At 41.1% G+C, this 15,374-nt stretch carries 14 protein-coding genes; 9 read left to right on the top strand and 5 right to left on the bottom strand.

Annotated elements, in window-relative coordinates:
• Window positions 1-41 precede the first annotated feature (41 nt).
• Window positions 42-1,289 (bottom strand): PucR family transcriptional regulator, encoded by a 1,248-nt coding sequence (locus ACNJYY_RS21185; protein ID WP_416730024.1) that lies wholly within the window; start codon window positions 1,287-1,289, stop codon window positions 42-44.
• A 133-nt stretch (window positions 1,290-1,422) separates the two neighbouring features.
• On the opposite strand from ACNJYY_RS21185, the gene ACNJYY_RS21180 reads away from it, so the two are divergent.
• From ACNJYY_RS21180 to ACNJYY_RS21170, 3 genes are all read left to right on the top strand, one after another.
• Complete coding sequence (locus ACNJYY_RS21180) at window positions 1,423-3,126, top strand: M3 family oligoendopeptidase (RefSeq protein WP_416730023.1); 1,704 nt, start codon at window positions 1,423-1,425, stop codon at window positions 3,124-3,126.
• Between the two features lie 403 nt (window positions 3,127-3,529).
• A complete protein-coding gene (locus tag ACNJYY_RS21175) occupies window positions 3,530-4,063 on the top strand; it encodes a DUF420 domain-containing protein (RefSeq protein ID WP_066399222.1) in 534 nt (177 codons plus the stop codon).
• A gap of 69 nt (window positions 4,064-4,132) precedes the next feature.
• Entirely contained in the window at window positions 4,133-4,435 is a 303-nt protein-coding gene (locus ACNJYY_RS21170; RefSeq protein ID WP_416730022.1) for a hypothetical protein, read from the top strand.
• On the opposite strand, the gene ACNJYY_RS21165 is transcribed toward ACNJYY_RS21170, so the two are convergent.
• Both ACNJYY_RS21165 and ACNJYY_RS21160 read right to left on the bottom strand, forming a co-directional pair.
• Window positions 4,432-5,055 (bottom strand): NAD(P)-dependent oxidoreductase, encoded by a 624-nt coding sequence (locus ACNJYY_RS21165; protein ID WP_416730021.1) that lies wholly within the window; start codon window positions 5,053-5,055, stop codon window positions 4,432-4,434. The genes ACNJYY_RS21170 and ACNJYY_RS21165 overlap by 4 nt on opposite strands.
• Window positions 5,056-5,145: 90 nt before the next feature.
• Complete coding sequence (locus tag ACNJYY_RS21160; RefSeq protein WP_416730020.1) at window positions 5,146-7,548, bottom strand: S8 family serine peptidase; 2,403 nt, start codon at window positions 7,546-7,548, stop codon at window positions 5,146-5,148.
• A 439-nt stretch (window positions 7,549-7,987) separates the two neighbouring features.
• Between ACNJYY_RS21160 and ACNJYY_RS21155 the strand changes: the two genes are divergently transcribed.
• Window positions 7,988-9,337, top strand: coding sequence for an MFS transporter (locus ACNJYY_RS21155; protein ID WP_416730019.1), 1,350 nt, complete (start codon window positions 7,988-7,990; stop codon window positions 9,335-9,337).
• Between the two features lie 18 nt (window positions 9,338-9,355).
• On the opposite strand, the gene ACNJYY_RS21150 is transcribed toward ACNJYY_RS21155, so the two are convergent.
• Window positions 9,356-10,558 (bottom strand): hypothetical protein, encoded by a 1,203-nt coding sequence (locus ACNJYY_RS21150; protein ID WP_416730018.1) that lies wholly within the window; start codon window positions 10,556-10,558, stop codon window positions 9,356-9,358.
• Window positions 10,559-10,627: 69 nt separating this feature from the next.
• Entirely contained in the window at window positions 10,628-11,362 is a 735-nt protein-coding gene (locus ACNJYY_RS21145; RefSeq protein ID WP_416730017.1) for a hypothetical protein, read from the bottom strand.
• A 108-nt stretch (window positions 11,363-11,470) separates the two neighbouring features.
• Here ACNJYY_RS21145 and ACNJYY_RS21140 point away from each other — a divergent pair, with 108 nt between their 5' ends.
• The 5 genes from ACNJYY_RS21140 to ACNJYY_RS21120 all read left to right on the top strand — a co-directional run bounded on the left by ACNJYY_RS21140 (window position 11,471) and on the right by ACNJYY_RS21120 (window position 15,374).
• Entirely contained in the window at window positions 11,471-11,647 is a 177-nt protein-coding gene (locus ACNJYY_RS21140) for a hypothetical protein (protein WP_416730016.1), read from the top strand.
• A gap of 155 nt (window positions 11,648-11,802) precedes the next feature.
• Window positions 11,803-12,117 (top strand): hypothetical protein, encoded by a 315-nt coding sequence (locus tag ACNJYY_RS21135; RefSeq protein WP_205724877.1) that lies wholly within the window; start codon window positions 11,803-11,805, stop codon window positions 12,115-12,117.
• Window positions 12,118-12,179: 62 nt separating this feature from the next.
• The gene (locus ACNJYY_RS21130; protein WP_416730015.1) at window positions 12,180-13,049 is read left to right on the top strand and encodes an NAD(P)-dependent oxidoreductase; all 870 of its coding nucleotides are present in this window, start codon (window positions 12,180-12,182) and stop codon (window positions 13,047-13,049) included.
• Between the two features lie 91 nt (window positions 13,050-13,140).
• Entirely contained in the window at window positions 13,141-14,307 is a 1,167-nt protein-coding gene (locus tag ACNJYY_RS21125; protein WP_416730014.1) for an NAD(P)-binding domain-containing protein, read from the top strand.
• A gap of 53 nt (window positions 14,308-14,360) precedes the next feature.
• Entirely contained in the window at window positions 14,361-15,374 is a 1,014-nt protein-coding gene (locus tag ACNJYY_RS21120) for a permease (RefSeq protein WP_416730013.1), read from the top strand.

Raw genomic sequence — 15,374 nt, 5'->3', positions numbered from 1 at the left:
TGTGGGGAATCTAGAAAATAAAAAAAAGCATTTGTGATAATTCACAAACGCTCTTGTTTAAATAGCCGATGCATCTTGAAATCAAGATAGATCATAATCTTCTGATGAGGGCTCTTCATATCAATATTCGTAAGCTCGCTGATCCGTTTGAGACGATAAAGTAAAGTGTTCATGTGGATATGAAGCACTTCTGATGCTTTATTCAGGTTCTCATCTAACGTCAGATACGTTTCTAAAGTGTGATAAAGCTCTGTCTTGTGCTGGGCGTCATATTCTTGTAGAGTCTTGATCATTTCATTTTGATAGCTCTGTCTTTGTTGTTTTTCATAAATGGCATCTAAAAATTGGTAGATACCAAGTTCATGATAGCCGTTTAGCGCTAACGTTTCCCCGCCAAGTTTTTCTTGAACGGCTATTACACTAGAAGCTTCTTTATAACTTTTATCTACGTTCGAAAAAGAGGATACAAGACTACCGTATGCCGCTTTTATATCTGACACAGAAAAACGCTCTTTCATATGTGTAAAAAAGGACTCTACAAAGGACTTCGCGAGCTCTAAAGGCGGTTCTTTTCCAACAGGTGAGGCGAGGAGGAGCATCTGATTTGCGTCCGCCGCTGATAAAAGAACGTTGATCTTCTGATTCACAGCAGCAAGATACAAAATATCTTTTTCGATAGCTGGTGTGATCTCCTCTTCTAGCTGCAGAATAAAAACAGCAGCTGGAAGTACCGGCAAAATGTTGAGTTCGTGCAGCTTCTCTAAAATATGCTCTTCTTGAGGAAGGTTGCCCGTGAGCATCTTCCAGAAAAGCTCTTGCCGATTTTCTTCTTTCTTTTTCGTACCGATCTGCATCTGAAGAAGCTGGCTTTTAGCTGAAGCAGCAGCGAGCTTTAATAATTGCATATCCTCTGCTGACAGTTGTTTTTCCACTTCAAGAACCCAAATATATCCGAGAACTTCGTTGTTCTTTCGGATTGATACTGCCACACGGTTGCCAAGCCCGACGTTTTGTATCGTGCCGACACGAACAGGGTCATCGCTCTCTTGCAATCTAGGAATCACGCCGTCTTTCCAAAGACTGTTCACTACTTTTTCTGGCACGCGCCGCCCGATGATGGTCGCGATACGCGCAGGATCTGTTCCGTCTTCATGTGTACTGTAAGCAAGGAGTCGGTGATTCTGATCTTCTATCGTTACAGGGCACGACAAAACGTCGCTGATCTTGTCTGCTAAATTTTCAAGACTGCCGAAAGTTCCTTTAAAAGGATCAGATTGAAAGCTCTTCATAACATTTGTCTCCCGCCATTAGTTTCTCTGCTTACATTCTACCGAAAAAGGGAAGGGGATTACAGGAGAAAAGCAATGGATTGTAGAATTGGTAATACAGGAATGGAATGTAAATGAATGGGAGGCTTTTCTAATGAAATTTAGTGAATTTACATATGAACGTCCTGATGTTGCAACTCTCAAAACGGAATTTGAAGAAGCCGTACAGATTTTTAAAAATGCGAGTTCGGCGGACGAGCAGAATGAAGCGATGAAAAAGGTCGTAGCTCTGCGTAACAGTTTTGAATCAAAAGCAAGGCTGGCAAAGATTCGCCACACGATTAATACAGAAGATGCCTATTATAAGGAAGAGCAAGCTTTCATGGATGAGAATCTGCCAGTCTATCAAGGAATGGTCACAGCGTTTCATGAAGCGCTTGTCCAATCACCTTTTAAAAATGAGCTTGAAAATAAATGGGGCAGTCAGTTGTTCCGCTTGGCAGAATTAAAAGTGAAGACCTATTCTGAAGATGTATTAGAGGACCTTAAGCAAGAAAATAAATTGAGTTCAGAATACGTGAAAGTGATGGCTTCAGCTAAGATCGAGTTTGAAGGAAAAGAGCTGAACCTTGCGCAACTTTCTCCATACGTTCAATCGGCAGATCGTGAGACACGAAAAGCGGCGAGCAAAGCCGCGAACGCTTTCTTGAGTTCAAATCAAGAAAAGTTTGACTCGATCTATGATGAGCTCGTGAAGCTGCGAACCGGAATCGCTAAAAAGTTAGGGTACTCAAACTTTACAGAATTGGCGTATGACCGAATGGGAAGAACGGATTATAACGCGGTAGACGTAAAGGTATTTCGTGAACAAGTCAAAGAAATCATCGTTCCGCTATGTACAAAATTAAAGAAGCGTCAGCAAAAGCGTATCGGACTTAACGAGTTTAAGTTCTACGATGAGCCGTTCAGCTTTACGACAGGAAATCCTAAGCCTCAAGGAGATGCAGAGTGGATTGTGAATCAATCGAAGCAGGTCTTTAGTGGTCTATCGCAAGAAACAGGAGCGTTCTTCAACTATATGGCAGAAGATGAGCTCATGGATCTTGAAAGTAAAAGCGGTAAAGCGCCTGGTGGGTATTGCACGTATCTACAGGACTATACGGCGCCGTTCATTTTTACAAATTTCAACGGTTCAGACAATGATGTTCGCGTGCTGCTGCATGAGATTGGTCATGCGTTCCAGATGTATACGAGCAGAGTGTTCGAAGTGCCAGAATATCAGTTCCCGACACTTGAAGCTTGTGAGATCCATTCAATGAGTATGGAGTTCTTAACGTATCCTTGGATGGAAAAGCTGTTTGGCAAGGATACAGAAAAATATTTATACTCCCATTTAACAGGTGCAGTAGAGTTTATCCCGTACGGAGTTGCAGTTGATGAGTTTCAGCACTTCGTATACGACAACCCAGATGCGACGCCATCAGAACGCCGTTCGAAGTGGAGAGAGCTTGAGAAAACATACTTGCCACATCGTGATTATGATGGGTTGGAGTACTTGGAAAACGGCGGTTTTTGGCATAGACAAGGTCACATCTTCCGCTCTCCATTCTATTATATTGATTACACGCTCGCTCAGATCTGCGCTCTTCAGTTTTGGAAGCGTGCTGGTGAGAATTCTGAGCGTGCATGGGAAGATTATTTCGCACTGTGTCAAAAGGGAGGAAGCCTGCCTTTTACAAAGCTCGTTGAAGAAGCTGGGTTGATCTCTCCTTTTGAAAAAGGATGTGTAGCGTCTGTTGTTGGCGAAGTAGAGAATTTTATTGCTACAGTGGATGAAGAACAATTTGCGAGAGCTTAATTGTTATAGGTGATAGGATGAGGAGAACCGGCCATGTGCCGGTTTTTCTTTTGTGTAGACTATGGGGGGCATGGGCAGGGGTATACCTACTGCAAAAATTGTCGACAAATGACATCTCGTGGATAAAACGTTAAAACTTTTGGATTCAGGCATGAAACTCGTGGATTCAACGCAAAAACTTGTGGATTGATGCTGCAAACTTCTGGAATAAACGTCATCCGTAACCGTTAATACCCTAAGGTGTATTCTCGCTAAGTTTCTCATTTTTTGAAGAATTATTGACACTTGGTTGGGGAATGCTGTTTTCAGCTGCCTATATGTTTGTGAATAGGGTCTTGAGTGGTAAAATAATAAGGAATCTTAGAAGTTTTAAAGACTTTTAGTGGAAAAGGAGTAATACAAAATGGCTGAAACAAAACAGCGTAACTATACACCCCTAATTATCGGGCTATCCATCGCGATCAACGTACTTGTGGCCGTATTGTTCTTCCTCCCAGAGTATGAGGGAGAAATCGCTTTTGATGTAACGTTGCTGCCGCGTTTGAACGCAATCTTTAACAGCTTTACTTTCGTATTTTTGCTGGCTGCTCTTTATTTTGTGAAACAGAAGAACATCACGCTTCACAAACGCTTTATTTTAGCGGCGTTTACGAGTACAACATTCTTTTTGCTGTCGTATGTAACGTATCACTATCTTACAGAATCGACGTCTTATGGCGGTGAAGGTCCCCTTAAGTACGTTTATTTCTTTATCTTGATCACACACATCTTGCTTGCGATCGTTATCGTCCCTTTAGCGTTAATCACCGTTACAAGAGGCTTCAACATGCAAGTGGAGAAACACCGTAAGATTGCACGTTGGACGATGCCACTATGGCTTTATGTGAGTTTGACAGGTGTTATTGTTTATTTGATGATCGCGCCGTATTATTCATAAAAAACAGGGGACTTTTGCTGATCAAATTGAAACAGCAAAAGTCTTTTCTGTAGCGAGAGGAAATGAGAGATGAGCTGGTTTTGGATCATACCTGTCGTTCTTTGCGGATTTGGAATCGCTGTTATTGTATATGGCATCCGTTATCAAAAAGAAGAAATGGAGCATAAGAACCGTTACGACGCTAATTACAAAGGTGGGAGAGTTTCGGAAACGTTTTTTGGAGCTCTCGTAGAATTTATTTTTGTAACGTTTACGAATAAGCTTGTTGGTTTATTTCCGAAATGGTTCATCAAGTTCTTCATCTTCATAATTGGAGCAGGTTTCTTAAGTCTAGGCGTCTATTTTTTTCAAGACATGCCTCGAAGATTTTAATAAGCGATGCCTACACGAGTCTCTAAAAAGTTATTGTTCTCTAGAAGTGAAAACGCAAAATGAGCGGTATCTCCTGTACTGATACGAGATCCGTCGATCGGTAAAACGTCTTTTTCCGTTCGATACGTGCCGGTAGGTTCCCCGTCTGGCAAATAAGTAGGACAAACGATCGTCCAGTTCAACCCGCTTTCTTGCAGTTGAGTAAACGCCTTATGATGATCTTCAGCCGCTCTTGTTAATTTACGCTTTGATTCAGATGATTGGTATCGAAGCAGATGAGGCTCTATGCGGCTTTGTAGGATACCTGCAGTACCAATCGTGATGATACGAGAGATGCCTTCCTTTTTCATCGCTTCAATAATTATAGGCATACCCTCTGAAAGGGCATTAGCTCCGTCTGTTGATAGAGCGCTGAAAACGACATCGCAGCCGGCCAAGGCTTCAGTTACGGATTCCTTCCTTAAAACGTCTCCTTTTGTAAAAGAGATCTCGCTCAAAATAGAGTGCGTAAACTTTTCGGGGTTACGTAAAAGTGCAGAAACACTGATGTCATTCTGGAGCGCCATTTTAGTAAAATATTGTCCGACTCTTCCTGTCGCACCTAGTACGCATAGTTTCATAACATACCTCCTGATCGTTCTTTCCTTATCATATCATTTAATGCAAACCATAAAAAAATCCCTTACCGAAAGTTCGGCAAGGGATTTCTTTTATTGAAGGGTGATAACATCCGTGTATCGACTGTTGAGCTTATCGCCTCTTTCAGCGAATGCGACAACGCGGTATTTACCTGGTGCAACAGCTTGTCCTGCGATCTTTCCGTCCCATTGGAAATCATTATATTGTTTTGGAACATCTTCGTAGCTGCCGATCAAACCAATTTCTTTTGTCAGGTTGCTATCGTATAGAAACAGGTTTACTTTATCGGCTTCAGCAGGGAAGTATGCGGAAAATGTGAAAGCATTATTTCCTAGTGCTGTAGCGCTGATGCTAGTGATGGAAGGGAAGTCGGGCTCTTGTACAAAGAGAATCGTTGGTACGACTACTTCGTTTCTACCGTCGCTGATCGTAATCGTTCCTTCATGATAACCAGCTGCCATCTTAGAAGCATCCACGTGAACTTTAAATTTTACATCCTTCGAGCTTTTTCCTTTAATCTTCAAGTTTTTGCTTGTTGTTACTTTTACACCTTCAAGATCTACGTCAAATGAGTAATCCTTTGAGTTGTTGCTTAAGTTTTTAATTGTAAAACGCTCGTCTCTTACTTCTTTGCCTTTCTTTTTAGAGAAGACACCAAACGAATGGCTGCCAGGAGATACGAGTGTTTGTGTTTCAATTGCTTCAACGACACGGATACTTCCTGCTCCTTGTGTATTATGCGGATATAGCTTCCCAGTAGCATCGAATAAATCTTCCGCTGTATTCATAAGAGCGGCTTTAATATCGTCAACACCCCAGTCCGGATGTGCTTCTAATAACAGAGCGGCAGCACCTGCAACGTGTGGAGATGCCATACTTGTTCCTTGTTTCGCGCCGTAACCATGCGGATTTGCAGGGTCATGAGTCGGTACAGTACTTACGATGTTTACGCCAGGTGCAGAAACATCAGGCTTGATCATCCACGTATCCATTACAGGACCTCGGGATGAGAAGTCAGCCATCAATTCCCCGACTCGTTTATCAAACTTGGTGCCAAGTGTTACTGTTGTGTTTGGATTAGCGGTTAATAAGCTTTTAAGCTGAACGCCCTCAGCGTTCGTTAACTTGATCGTTGGTACTGCCATTCCCGGCACATCCACGATCTCGCCTGCGACGTTGTTAAAGATAACCATTCCGATAGCGCCAGCGTTCTTTGCATTCGTTGCTTTGTCTACAAAAGCATACGTGCCTCGTTCTGCTAATACGAGCTTACCTGCTACGTCCTTTCCTGCAAAATCAGCAGTTCCAGCTAAACCAACATCGACGATCGGCAATGTTTTTCCATTAAGTGCTAGAACGGACTCCTCAGACGGAAAACCCATTACTTTTGCGGAAGAAAAACTAGCATTTCCTGCTTTTAAAGTAGCTGCATACACATTGTACGGAAGCTGTGTAGCCCCAACAGAAATAGCTTCTCTAGAAGTACCTGGTGAACCGACTGTCCAGTTGTTTGGTCCGCTGTTTCCGTTAGACGTCACTGCCACAACACCGTCAGACATCGCTTGATCAAGCGCGATACTCGTTGCCCAGTCTGGGTTGTTTAATGAGTTTCCAAGAGATAGGTTCATAACGTCAGCGCCGTCTTCTACCGCTTTTTCAACACCGGCAATTACATTCTCAGTCGAGCCGCTGCCACCAGGTCCTAATACGCGGTACGCTAACAATGTAGCATCAGGTGCTACCCCTTTAATGCCGCCATCAGCCGCAACTGTACCCGCCACGTGCGTGCCGTGGGTAGTCTCAGCTCCTCTTGGATCTCCTTTAGGCGTTTCTTGTGGATCATTGTCATTATCAACAAAATCATATCCTTTATAGTCACCGAATGCTTGATCTAAATCGGGATGTGTATAGTCAACTCCCGTATCAATAACGGCAACCGTCACACCTTCGCCCGTGTAGCCAGATTCCCAAGCCTGGTTCGCACCGATAAAAGGCGCAGAATTCATCATCTGAGGCGTAACTTCATCGAATGATTGGTCTCCCATGTCATCACCTGTTGTGTGGTATTCAACATCAGGATAAACCGCTTTTACACCCGGCGTTGATAGCAGGTTTGGAATTTCGTTTGCTGCGATCTCTAGAGCGAAGCCAGAGAAAACATGATCGTACTCATTTTTCACTTTATATGTTTTGGAGCGAGTGGAGATTTCTTTTACCACTGCTTCACGTTTTGATTTTAAATTTGATTTCGTTTGTTTTTGGCCTTTCTTTTTTGCCTCTAGTACAGATGGTTCTTTTAATTCAACCATTACTTTTGTAACATGAGAAGAGTTTAAATTGTACTTCCCATAAAGCGGTGCTAGTTCTGGCTCTGAATTGTTTGTAGATGGAGCAGCAGATACACCAGAAAAAGCAGAAAAAACAAACGTACATGCTAATGTGAAACTAGAAGTCTTGCGTAAAAAACTTTTCATTCAAGCGTACACCCCTTATTTTTAATATCAAGGTAATATTCTACCGCCGTGTTTAAATCCCTTGGTCATTTGGTAAAAACAGATAATAGGTCCTTATATTGGAAACACAATGTTGGTCTTTTGACCCGAAAAATTCATGAGCAAAACGTAACGCTAATTCTATAGACCCATGATAAGATGGGAATATTGTTTTTTAAGAGAAGGCTGTACTATAAACATTTGTTGCTTATGACTTACTAAAAGAACATCCATGACAAGTTGATTGTAGTGTAAGGTGGGAGACTCCTGGGGGATTAGCGGGACAGGTGAGACAACTACTGGCGCAAAGCGTCGAGGTGGCTCACCGCACGCCCCCCGGAAAGCGAGCACCTGTAACGGAGGTCAACCACTTTCAGAGCAACCATGTATAAGGAAACAGAATTAGAAAGAAGGTGAACGAATGGCTAAAGAGGAAGGGGATGGAACGATTCAGGAGAACCGGATCATTCCATTATGGAGCCTTACGGTATGGCTTGTGGTCATGAACACGACGATGTTTAATGTGGCATTGCCGAGTGTTATCTCGGAATTCGATCTGAGTCCTACTGCAGGATCATGGATTGTTTCAGGCTATTCGATCGTGTTTGCCTTATCGACGATCACGTTCAGTAGATTGTCAGATTTTATACCGATAGGAAGATTGTTATTTACAGGTGTCATCATCTTAGGAATCGCCTCCATCATCGGATATTTTTCAAATAGTTTTGAGTTTGTATTGGTAAGCCGTATGGTTCAAGCAATGGGAGCAGGTGCGGTTCCAGGGCTAGGTATGGTGCTTGCCACGAGATATATTCCGATTTCAAGAAGAGGGCGTGCCATGTCGTTGATCTCATCAGCAGCGTCTCTTGGTTTCGGGTTAGGGCCTGTAATCGGAGGCGGTATCACACAATTGTTAGGGTGGAATTTTCTGTTCATCGTAACAGGTCTCGTGCTGCTGTTGCTGCCAGTATTTAAGGTCTATCTGCCTGTTGAACAAAAACGGGAAGGATCGTTCGACTTTGTGGGTGCACTGTTAACAGGTGGCGGAGTAACTTCATTATTACTCTATCTTTCTTCATTTTCTTGGTACTTGTTGGGCTTGAGTGTACTCTTCTTTGGCACACTCGTATTTTATTCAAAGAAAAAGGAAGATCCGTTCATTCGTGTGAGTTTGTTTAAGAACACGCTGTATGTTTCGCTATTAATCATCGGACTTATCGCGTTCATGACCCATTTTGCGCTGTTGTTCGTGATGCCCGTCATGTTGTCGAACTTATTCGGAAAAGAACCAGCTACGATTGGGTTTGTTATTTTTCCGGGTGCCATGCTTTCCGCGTTAGCCGCGATTTATGTTGGACGCTGGATTGATCGATTTGGAAATCTGCCTGTGATGCGAACGGGACTTGTGGCATTGTTGTTGTCCGTCGTGCTGTTTTCTCTTTTTGCAACAAAGGCATTCTATCTGACAGCAATCTTTTACATGTTTACGAGTGTTGGATTTTCTAGCTTAACGTCAAGCTTGGCAAATGAAAATTCTAGAATCTTAAGCGAGGATGAAGTAGGTTCTGGAATGGGTATGCTTCAGCTTGTGCAGTTTTTTGGTGGCGCGCTCGGTGTAGCCGTCGCGGGGCTCTTAATTGAGGGACAGCAAGGGATCGCATTAGAAGCTATCTATCGTAACGTGTTTATCGTGTATACGATTTTGGTCGTCATCTCGATCGTTATTTATCGAGTGAAGATAAAAAGAAATGTGAGCCCGGAACTTGAATAAGTTCTAGACTCACATTTTTTATTTCAGCATCTTAAAGTCATACGAATAGATAGACTTGCCTTTGATCGATTTAAGGATGTCGTTTAAACCATTGATTTTAATATTCTCTTTCTTCTTTCCTTCGGTTAAGGAATAGTGTTCAATGTAGTATTTTTCTTTTAGTTTTTCGTCATGTCTTACGACGTAAAGGTTGTCATCTTTATAGAAAAGCTCCTCGTTGTGTCTCACTCCGTCTTTTCGAACGTTTTTCATAGAGAATTTTTTGCTTACTTTTTCGGTTTTTGTGTCAAAAGCAAATACCTCACCAAGGCCGTTTGCGTAATAAAAGACATTGTTAAATAGGTGAGAGGAGTTTTTAATATTGAATGGATAGTGCGCTGTGATATTTTTTTCATTCCTATAAGAAGAAATGATGAACTCATCTTGAGCGTGCGTTTTTTTATTGACTCGATACAATACAATATCTGAATCTATTGTTTCTGTAACTTCTCCTAGCGTTTTCTGTCCTACAAAATAGTAAAACGTATCGTCGCTCAGGATTGGAGACATACTGCTAAGATCAGTTTCTTTTGCATGATTAAGCTTTAGGATATCTTGAGTATTCATATCCTTTTTTGACAACATCACTTTTCTGATATGAAATTCTTCCTTCTGATTATCTTGGGTTAACACGACGATTTCACCTTGATCGATTCCTGAAGCAGCAATGTAATGGGGAATGTTCTCTTTATGAAAGCCTTTTTTGTTACCATAAAGAATATTCGAATCATACCCGCCTTTAGCACCTACACCTGTATTGAAAACAGTAAAGTATAATTTTTCTTTCTCCAAATATCCTGTTCTTTCACCCGTATACTGGGCTTTATCCATACTAAACTCTTTATATGTGTCTCCCACTAGACGAATTTTATTTTTATCGACTAATAAAACTTCATTTTGGCTCGCAGCTACACTGCCGAGTTCTAAGCCTTTCATCTTAAATGCATCTGCTTCACCTTTGTCATTAATAAAGACAGCAAGACTTACTCCTTTTCCATCCATGTCTTGATCAGCTGTTGTTGAAAAATAGAGTACAGCTTTCTTATCAGTTAAAAATTTTTCTTGTTTGATTGATTCATTCTGAATAAAAAGTGAAGCGCTGAGATTCTGACTCGAGTACATTTTATATAAAGATACACCGATTAAGATAATCAATAATGAAAAGAAGATTATTTTTTTCACTGTAATCACCTTCTTATAAAAACAAGGCAATAAGTTCGTAGTACTACGTCCTTATCGCCTTATTATTTTTTATATATTCCGGACAAGCTGTGTGCCAGGTGCATCCCGGACATCGCGAGGATAGACACCTAACCCGCCATCTACGTCTAAATCTAAATTTCCATTTAATTTATACGCCGACCAGACCAGTTTGGAACAGTTCTTATCCCCGATATGTGAAGTCGAACGGTTGGTCACGAAGTTATAAGAATACGCATCAATGCCAACGCGGCTAAACGCCCAGTTTGCAGCATTATTACGGTTTGACGAGCTTGTTGTAACCGATTTAACTTGTGCATCTCCTTGATCCACTTTTCGTAATGTGGTTGAGATCGTCCGTACACCTGTTTCAGGGACAGATTCAACAATGACGTCGCTTGAGTAATACATGCCCACGTGTCCATGGTTCATGTAGGCAGTTTGAGATGCGGTGTAATAGAAGTTTCCTTTTGAACTAGGTCCAACAGAAACAGTTCCTCCGCTGCTGCCCATTGTACCGATCCTACCGCTCTGTTGTTTTTCTTCCTTGCTCTTGGTTTGATCATGTTTTAATTCTTCGTAGATCTTTTTAAGAAGGGCATCCTCAGTATTGCCTGTGTTCTTTGCGATAGCCTGAATGCTAGAAAGCAACTCAGCTGATGTTAAATCTGGCTGCATACTTAGGATTTCATCTTTATACGAGATCTGATCTTGAGCAAAAGCACTTGGTACCGAAAAAGCTGTGAGACAGAATGCTAAAACACTAGTAACTAGATGTTTTTTCATATTCCAAACCTCCCTGCCGTAATACGGGACCCCTTTGTCGACATGTTAAATTTACCATTTATATACAGATGCGTAAATACGAAAACGAATAAACAGTAGGGTGGACTTATGAGGGAAATGAAAGATACCCCTAAAGGACTGTGCGGGATTTACATAAAAGGAAAAGAAACAGGTCAAAAGGTGTTGCAAAGTACTAGTAAGATTGGATGCATTTTATATTTTGTTGAAAAGACCGAGATTTTGAAACGAGGAATGTGGATGGCTGTAAATGGAGTATTCTCTTAAGAGATGAAGAGTAAATGAGTTCGGGAAATAAATTGTGTGGGGTCAGACCCCTCATTAAACTTTCTATGAAACTGCCGATACTTATTATGAATTGCCTAAACAGGCGAAATTTTAACAAAGTAACACAATATCGGAGAAAGATGAGGGACGAATTCGTGGAAAGAAACAAAGAACTGATTGATTCATTGTTGAAACTTCAGGAGCTATTAGACACACTACCAGACACTGTAGAGGCTATACCCGCTTTCACACAATACATCCGCTCTTTTTTACGTATTAAACCAACCGGCAGAACATTGCCTACTATTGAGATGATGACCATGATCAAGAGAAGAAAACCGAACTTATACCAACTTTTTAAGAAGCATTCGAACGATGACATGCTATCGATGTTAACAAATTTAGACATGGATTATGAGCTAGCTCAATTAAAGATCGAACGTATTCTTCAAGGAGAGGTCATCGCTTAAAAAGCGGTGTCTTTTTTATTTTCGTTATTCTTCGTTATAATGAGTGAAAGGAGTGAGGACATTTGCAAAGTGTTGGATTTATCGGAACAGGTGTAATGGGAAAAAGCATGGCCGGTCACTTGATGAATGCAGGTTATCCAGTCCATGTTTATACGAGAACGAAAGCAAAAGCAGAAGATCTTCTTGAAAAAGGAGCTAAATGGGCAGACACACCAAAAGAAATCGCTCAGAACTGTGATGTGATCATCACGATGGTCGGCTATCCGAAAGATGTAGAAGAAGTTTACTTAGGTGCTGAGGGATTAATTGCTCAAGCTAAAGAAGGTTCTTATTTAATCGATATGACAACTTCTAGTCCGCAATTGGCGCAAAAAATTGAGCGCACGGCTGCTGAACGGAATATCGCAACGCTTGATGCACCGGTTTCTGGCGGGGATATTGGTGCGAGAGATGCTAAGCTATCTATCATGGTAGGAGGTTCAGAGTCCGCATTCCACGATATGGAACCGATCTTATCTAAAATGGGTACGAACGTTGTTTATCAAGGAAAAGCTGGATCTGGTCAGCATACGAAAATGTGCAATCAGATTGCGATCGCCTCAGGTATGATGGGAGTTTGCGAAGCGATTCTTTACGCGGAAAAAGCCGGGTTAGACCCAGAGAATGTGCTGAAAAGTATTGAATCTGGTGCTGCAGGGAGCTGGAACCTCAGCAATCTTGGACCAAGAATTCTAAAAGGAGATTTTGCTCCTGGCTTTTACGTAAAACATTTTATAAAAGATATGAACATCGCATTAAAATCAGCTGAAGAGATGGGCTTATTGACACCAGGATTACAACTCGCGAAAAAGCTATACGATGAGCTTGCTGAGATGGGTGAAGAAGATAGCGGAACACATGCATTATATAAACGTTTAGCAAACCAAGGGTAATTCACCTTGGTTTCTTTTTTTTACTCTTTACAAAACGTAATAATTACGATTTAATATATGGAACTGACTAAAATTAAGGAGTTATTACTATATGAAAAAAATGATTATTGTTGGTGGGGGTATACAAGGTTGTACGCTAGCCATTCATCTATTAAAAATGAAAAAGCTCGATAATCATGAACTGTTGATTATAGATAAAAATAACAAGCCACTTAATAATTGGAGAGAATGCACAGATTTGATCTCGATGCCTTTCTTACGTTCACCGTCAGTGCATCACCTTGATGTAAATCCTTTTTCTCTCGAGAAATTTTCTAAGAGAGAGGGTTATCTTAAGGTTAATCATTTTTATGGTTATTATGACCGTCCGTCTCTAGAGATGTTTAACGAGCATTGCGAAACTTTAATTCGTAATCTAGATATAGAGAGTTGCTGGAAACAGGCTTCTGTAACTGGCATAGAAAAAAAGCAAGGCTACTGGACTGTTCAGACAGAGAAAGGTGAAGTTGTGGAAGCGGAAAACCTTGTTCTAGCCATGGGATTAAGAGAACATCCTTTTTGGCCGAAATGGGCAGAAGATGCGAATTCAAGCGGTGCTCAAATTCATCATATCTTTCAAAAAGAAACGCCTGATCTTGATTCATGCTCTGTTCCCGTTTCAATTATTGGAGGAGGGATATCTGCTGCCCATCTTGCTCTTTCTTTGGCAGAAAAATATCCTGGGAACGTTTCGTTAATTTATAAAAAAGACTTAGAAGTTCATACTTTCGATTCTGATCCTGGGTGGCAAGGTCCGATGTACATGGATAAATTTAATCAATTAAAAGACTATTCCATGAGAAGAAAGAGCATTGTAGAAGCAAGACATAAAGGTTCTGTCACAAAAGAACTTTATTTAGGGTTAAAATCCGCGGAGAAAAACGGTAAAATAAAGCTGTTAAAAGAAGAGGTAGAATCGTATTGTACGAGTTGCAATGAGCTGGTCTTGCAATCCGGAGAAAGGTATGAAGCCAAAACGGTCCTTCTCGCAACGGGGTTTCATTCAACACCTCCTGGAATTCACTGGCTAAAAAATGTAATACAACACGAAAACTTAAAGTGTGCTAAATGTGGTTATCCAATTGTTAGCCCTGAAACGCTAGAGTGGGATCAGGGGCTGTTTGTTATGGGCCCTTTAGCGGAGCTTGAGATTGGTCCAGTTTCGAGGAATATTGCAGGTGCTAGAAGAGCGACAGAAAGAATAGTAAGAGCTATATGAGTATCTATCATAAAAAACAGCTCATTTCATAGATTAGAAAAAGAGGTGAGAATATGGGTGCGTATTCCACAAAAAAAGATGTGGTAAGAAAAGAAATGATAGGGCTATTATTGCTGTCTATCTTTATTATTTCTTTTCTATTTATGGAAGAAATAAAAAATGATTCTGTATTTGATAACTTACCAAGTTCCATCATGCATGTGAACACGGTGTTTCTAAGTATTTTAATAGAAGCGGTTCCTTTTATTCTATTAGGAGTTTTTGTTTCGGCTTTAATCCAAACTTTTGTAACAGAACAGCATATTCAACGGTTGATACCTAAAAATCCATTCTTAGGTATCGGAGTCGTTCTGTTCATGGGAATCATCTTTCCTGTCTGCGAGTGTGCCATCATCCCTGTCGTAAGACGCTTGATCAAAAAGGGACTTCCGCTGCACCTTGGAACGGTTTTCTTATTAACCGTACCAATCGTAAACCCAGTCGTTATCCTATCCACTTTTTATGCGTTCCGTAACAATATGGCAGTCGTATATGGAAGAATTGGACTGGCACTTCTTGTGGCGATCATTATTGGATTGATCGTATATTGGGCTTTCCGCAATAAAGATCAACTCAGATCACACATAGAACATGGAGCTCATGATCATTCACATGGTATTACGATGAGTCGCTGGAAACAAACGGTGTATCATGCATCTGATGAATTCTTTGATACGGGGAAGTTCCTGATTTTTGGTGCGTTTTTAGCGAGTATGTTCCAAGTATTCATCAATCGTAATGATCTATTGGCGCTTGGTGGGAATGAGTGGTCATCAACAGGATTAATGATGGGTCTTGCTTTCTTGCTATCCATTTGTTCAGAGGCAGATGCCTTTATCGCAGCATCATTCGGAAGCACGTTTACAGTAGGTTCGATCATCGCGTTCTTGGTATACGGTCCGATGCTTGATGTGAAGAACATGCTAATGATGTTTGCTTATTTTAAAACACGCTTTGTATTTGTGTTAATGGGACTAATAACGCTGACTGTATTTGCTGTAACGATGGTGTATCAATTTGTGGCGTAG

It is taken from the genome of Fictibacillus tiangongensis, assembly GCF_048083785.1.
Lineage (GTDB): Bacteria > Bacillota > Bacilli > Bacillales > Fictibacillaceae > Fictibacillus.
The sequence above is the reverse complement of the archived record's forward strand: the minus strand, read 5'-3'. Positions and strand labels throughout refer to the sequence as shown.

What these genes read in the sequence shown, in the direction of transcription:
- ACNJYY_RS21185 (WP_416730024.1), bottom strand. Translation starts at nt 1,289, where the DNA reads ATGAAGAGCTTTCAATCTGATCCTTTTAAAGGAACTTTCGGCAGTCTT.
- ACNJYY_RS21180 (WP_416730023.1), top strand. Translation starts at nt 1,423, where the DNA reads ATGAAATTTAGTGAATTTACATATGAACGTCCTGATGTTGCAACTCTC.
- ACNJYY_RS21175 (WP_066399222.1), top strand. Translation starts at nt 3,530, where the DNA reads ATGGCTGAAACAAAACAGCGTAACTATACACCCCTAATTATCGGGCTA.
- ACNJYY_RS21170 (WP_416730022.1), top strand. Translation starts at nt 4,133, where the DNA reads ATGAGCTGGTTTTGGATCATACCTGTCGTTCTTTGCGGATTTGGAATC.
- ACNJYY_RS21165 (WP_416730021.1), bottom strand. Translation starts at nt 5,055, where the DNA reads ATGAAACTATGCGTACTAGGTGCGACAGGAAGAGTCGGACAATATTTT.
- ACNJYY_RS21160 (WP_416730020.1), bottom strand. Translation starts at nt 7,548, where the DNA reads ATGAAAAGTTTTTTACGCAAGACTTCTAGTTTCACATTAGCATGTACG.
- ACNJYY_RS21155 (WP_416730019.1), top strand. Translation starts at nt 7,988, where the DNA reads ATGGCTAAAGAGGAAGGGGATGGAACGATTCAGGAGAACCGGATCATT.
- ACNJYY_RS21145 (WP_416730017.1), bottom strand. Translation starts at nt 11,362, where the DNA reads ATGAAAAAACATCTAGTTACTAGTGTTTTAGCATTCTGTCTCACAGCT.
- ACNJYY_RS21140 (WP_416730016.1), top strand. Translation starts at nt 11,471, where the DNA reads ATGAGGGAAATGAAAGATACCCCTAAAGGACTGTGCGGGATTTACATA.
- ACNJYY_RS21125 (WP_416730014.1), top strand. Translation starts at nt 13,141, where the DNA reads ATGAAAAAAATGATTATTGTTGGTGGGGGTATACAAGGTTGTACGCTA.
- ACNJYY_RS21120 (WP_416730013.1), top strand. Translation starts at nt 14,361, where the DNA reads ATGGGTGCGTATTCCACAAAAAAAGATGTGGTAAGAAAAGAAATGATA.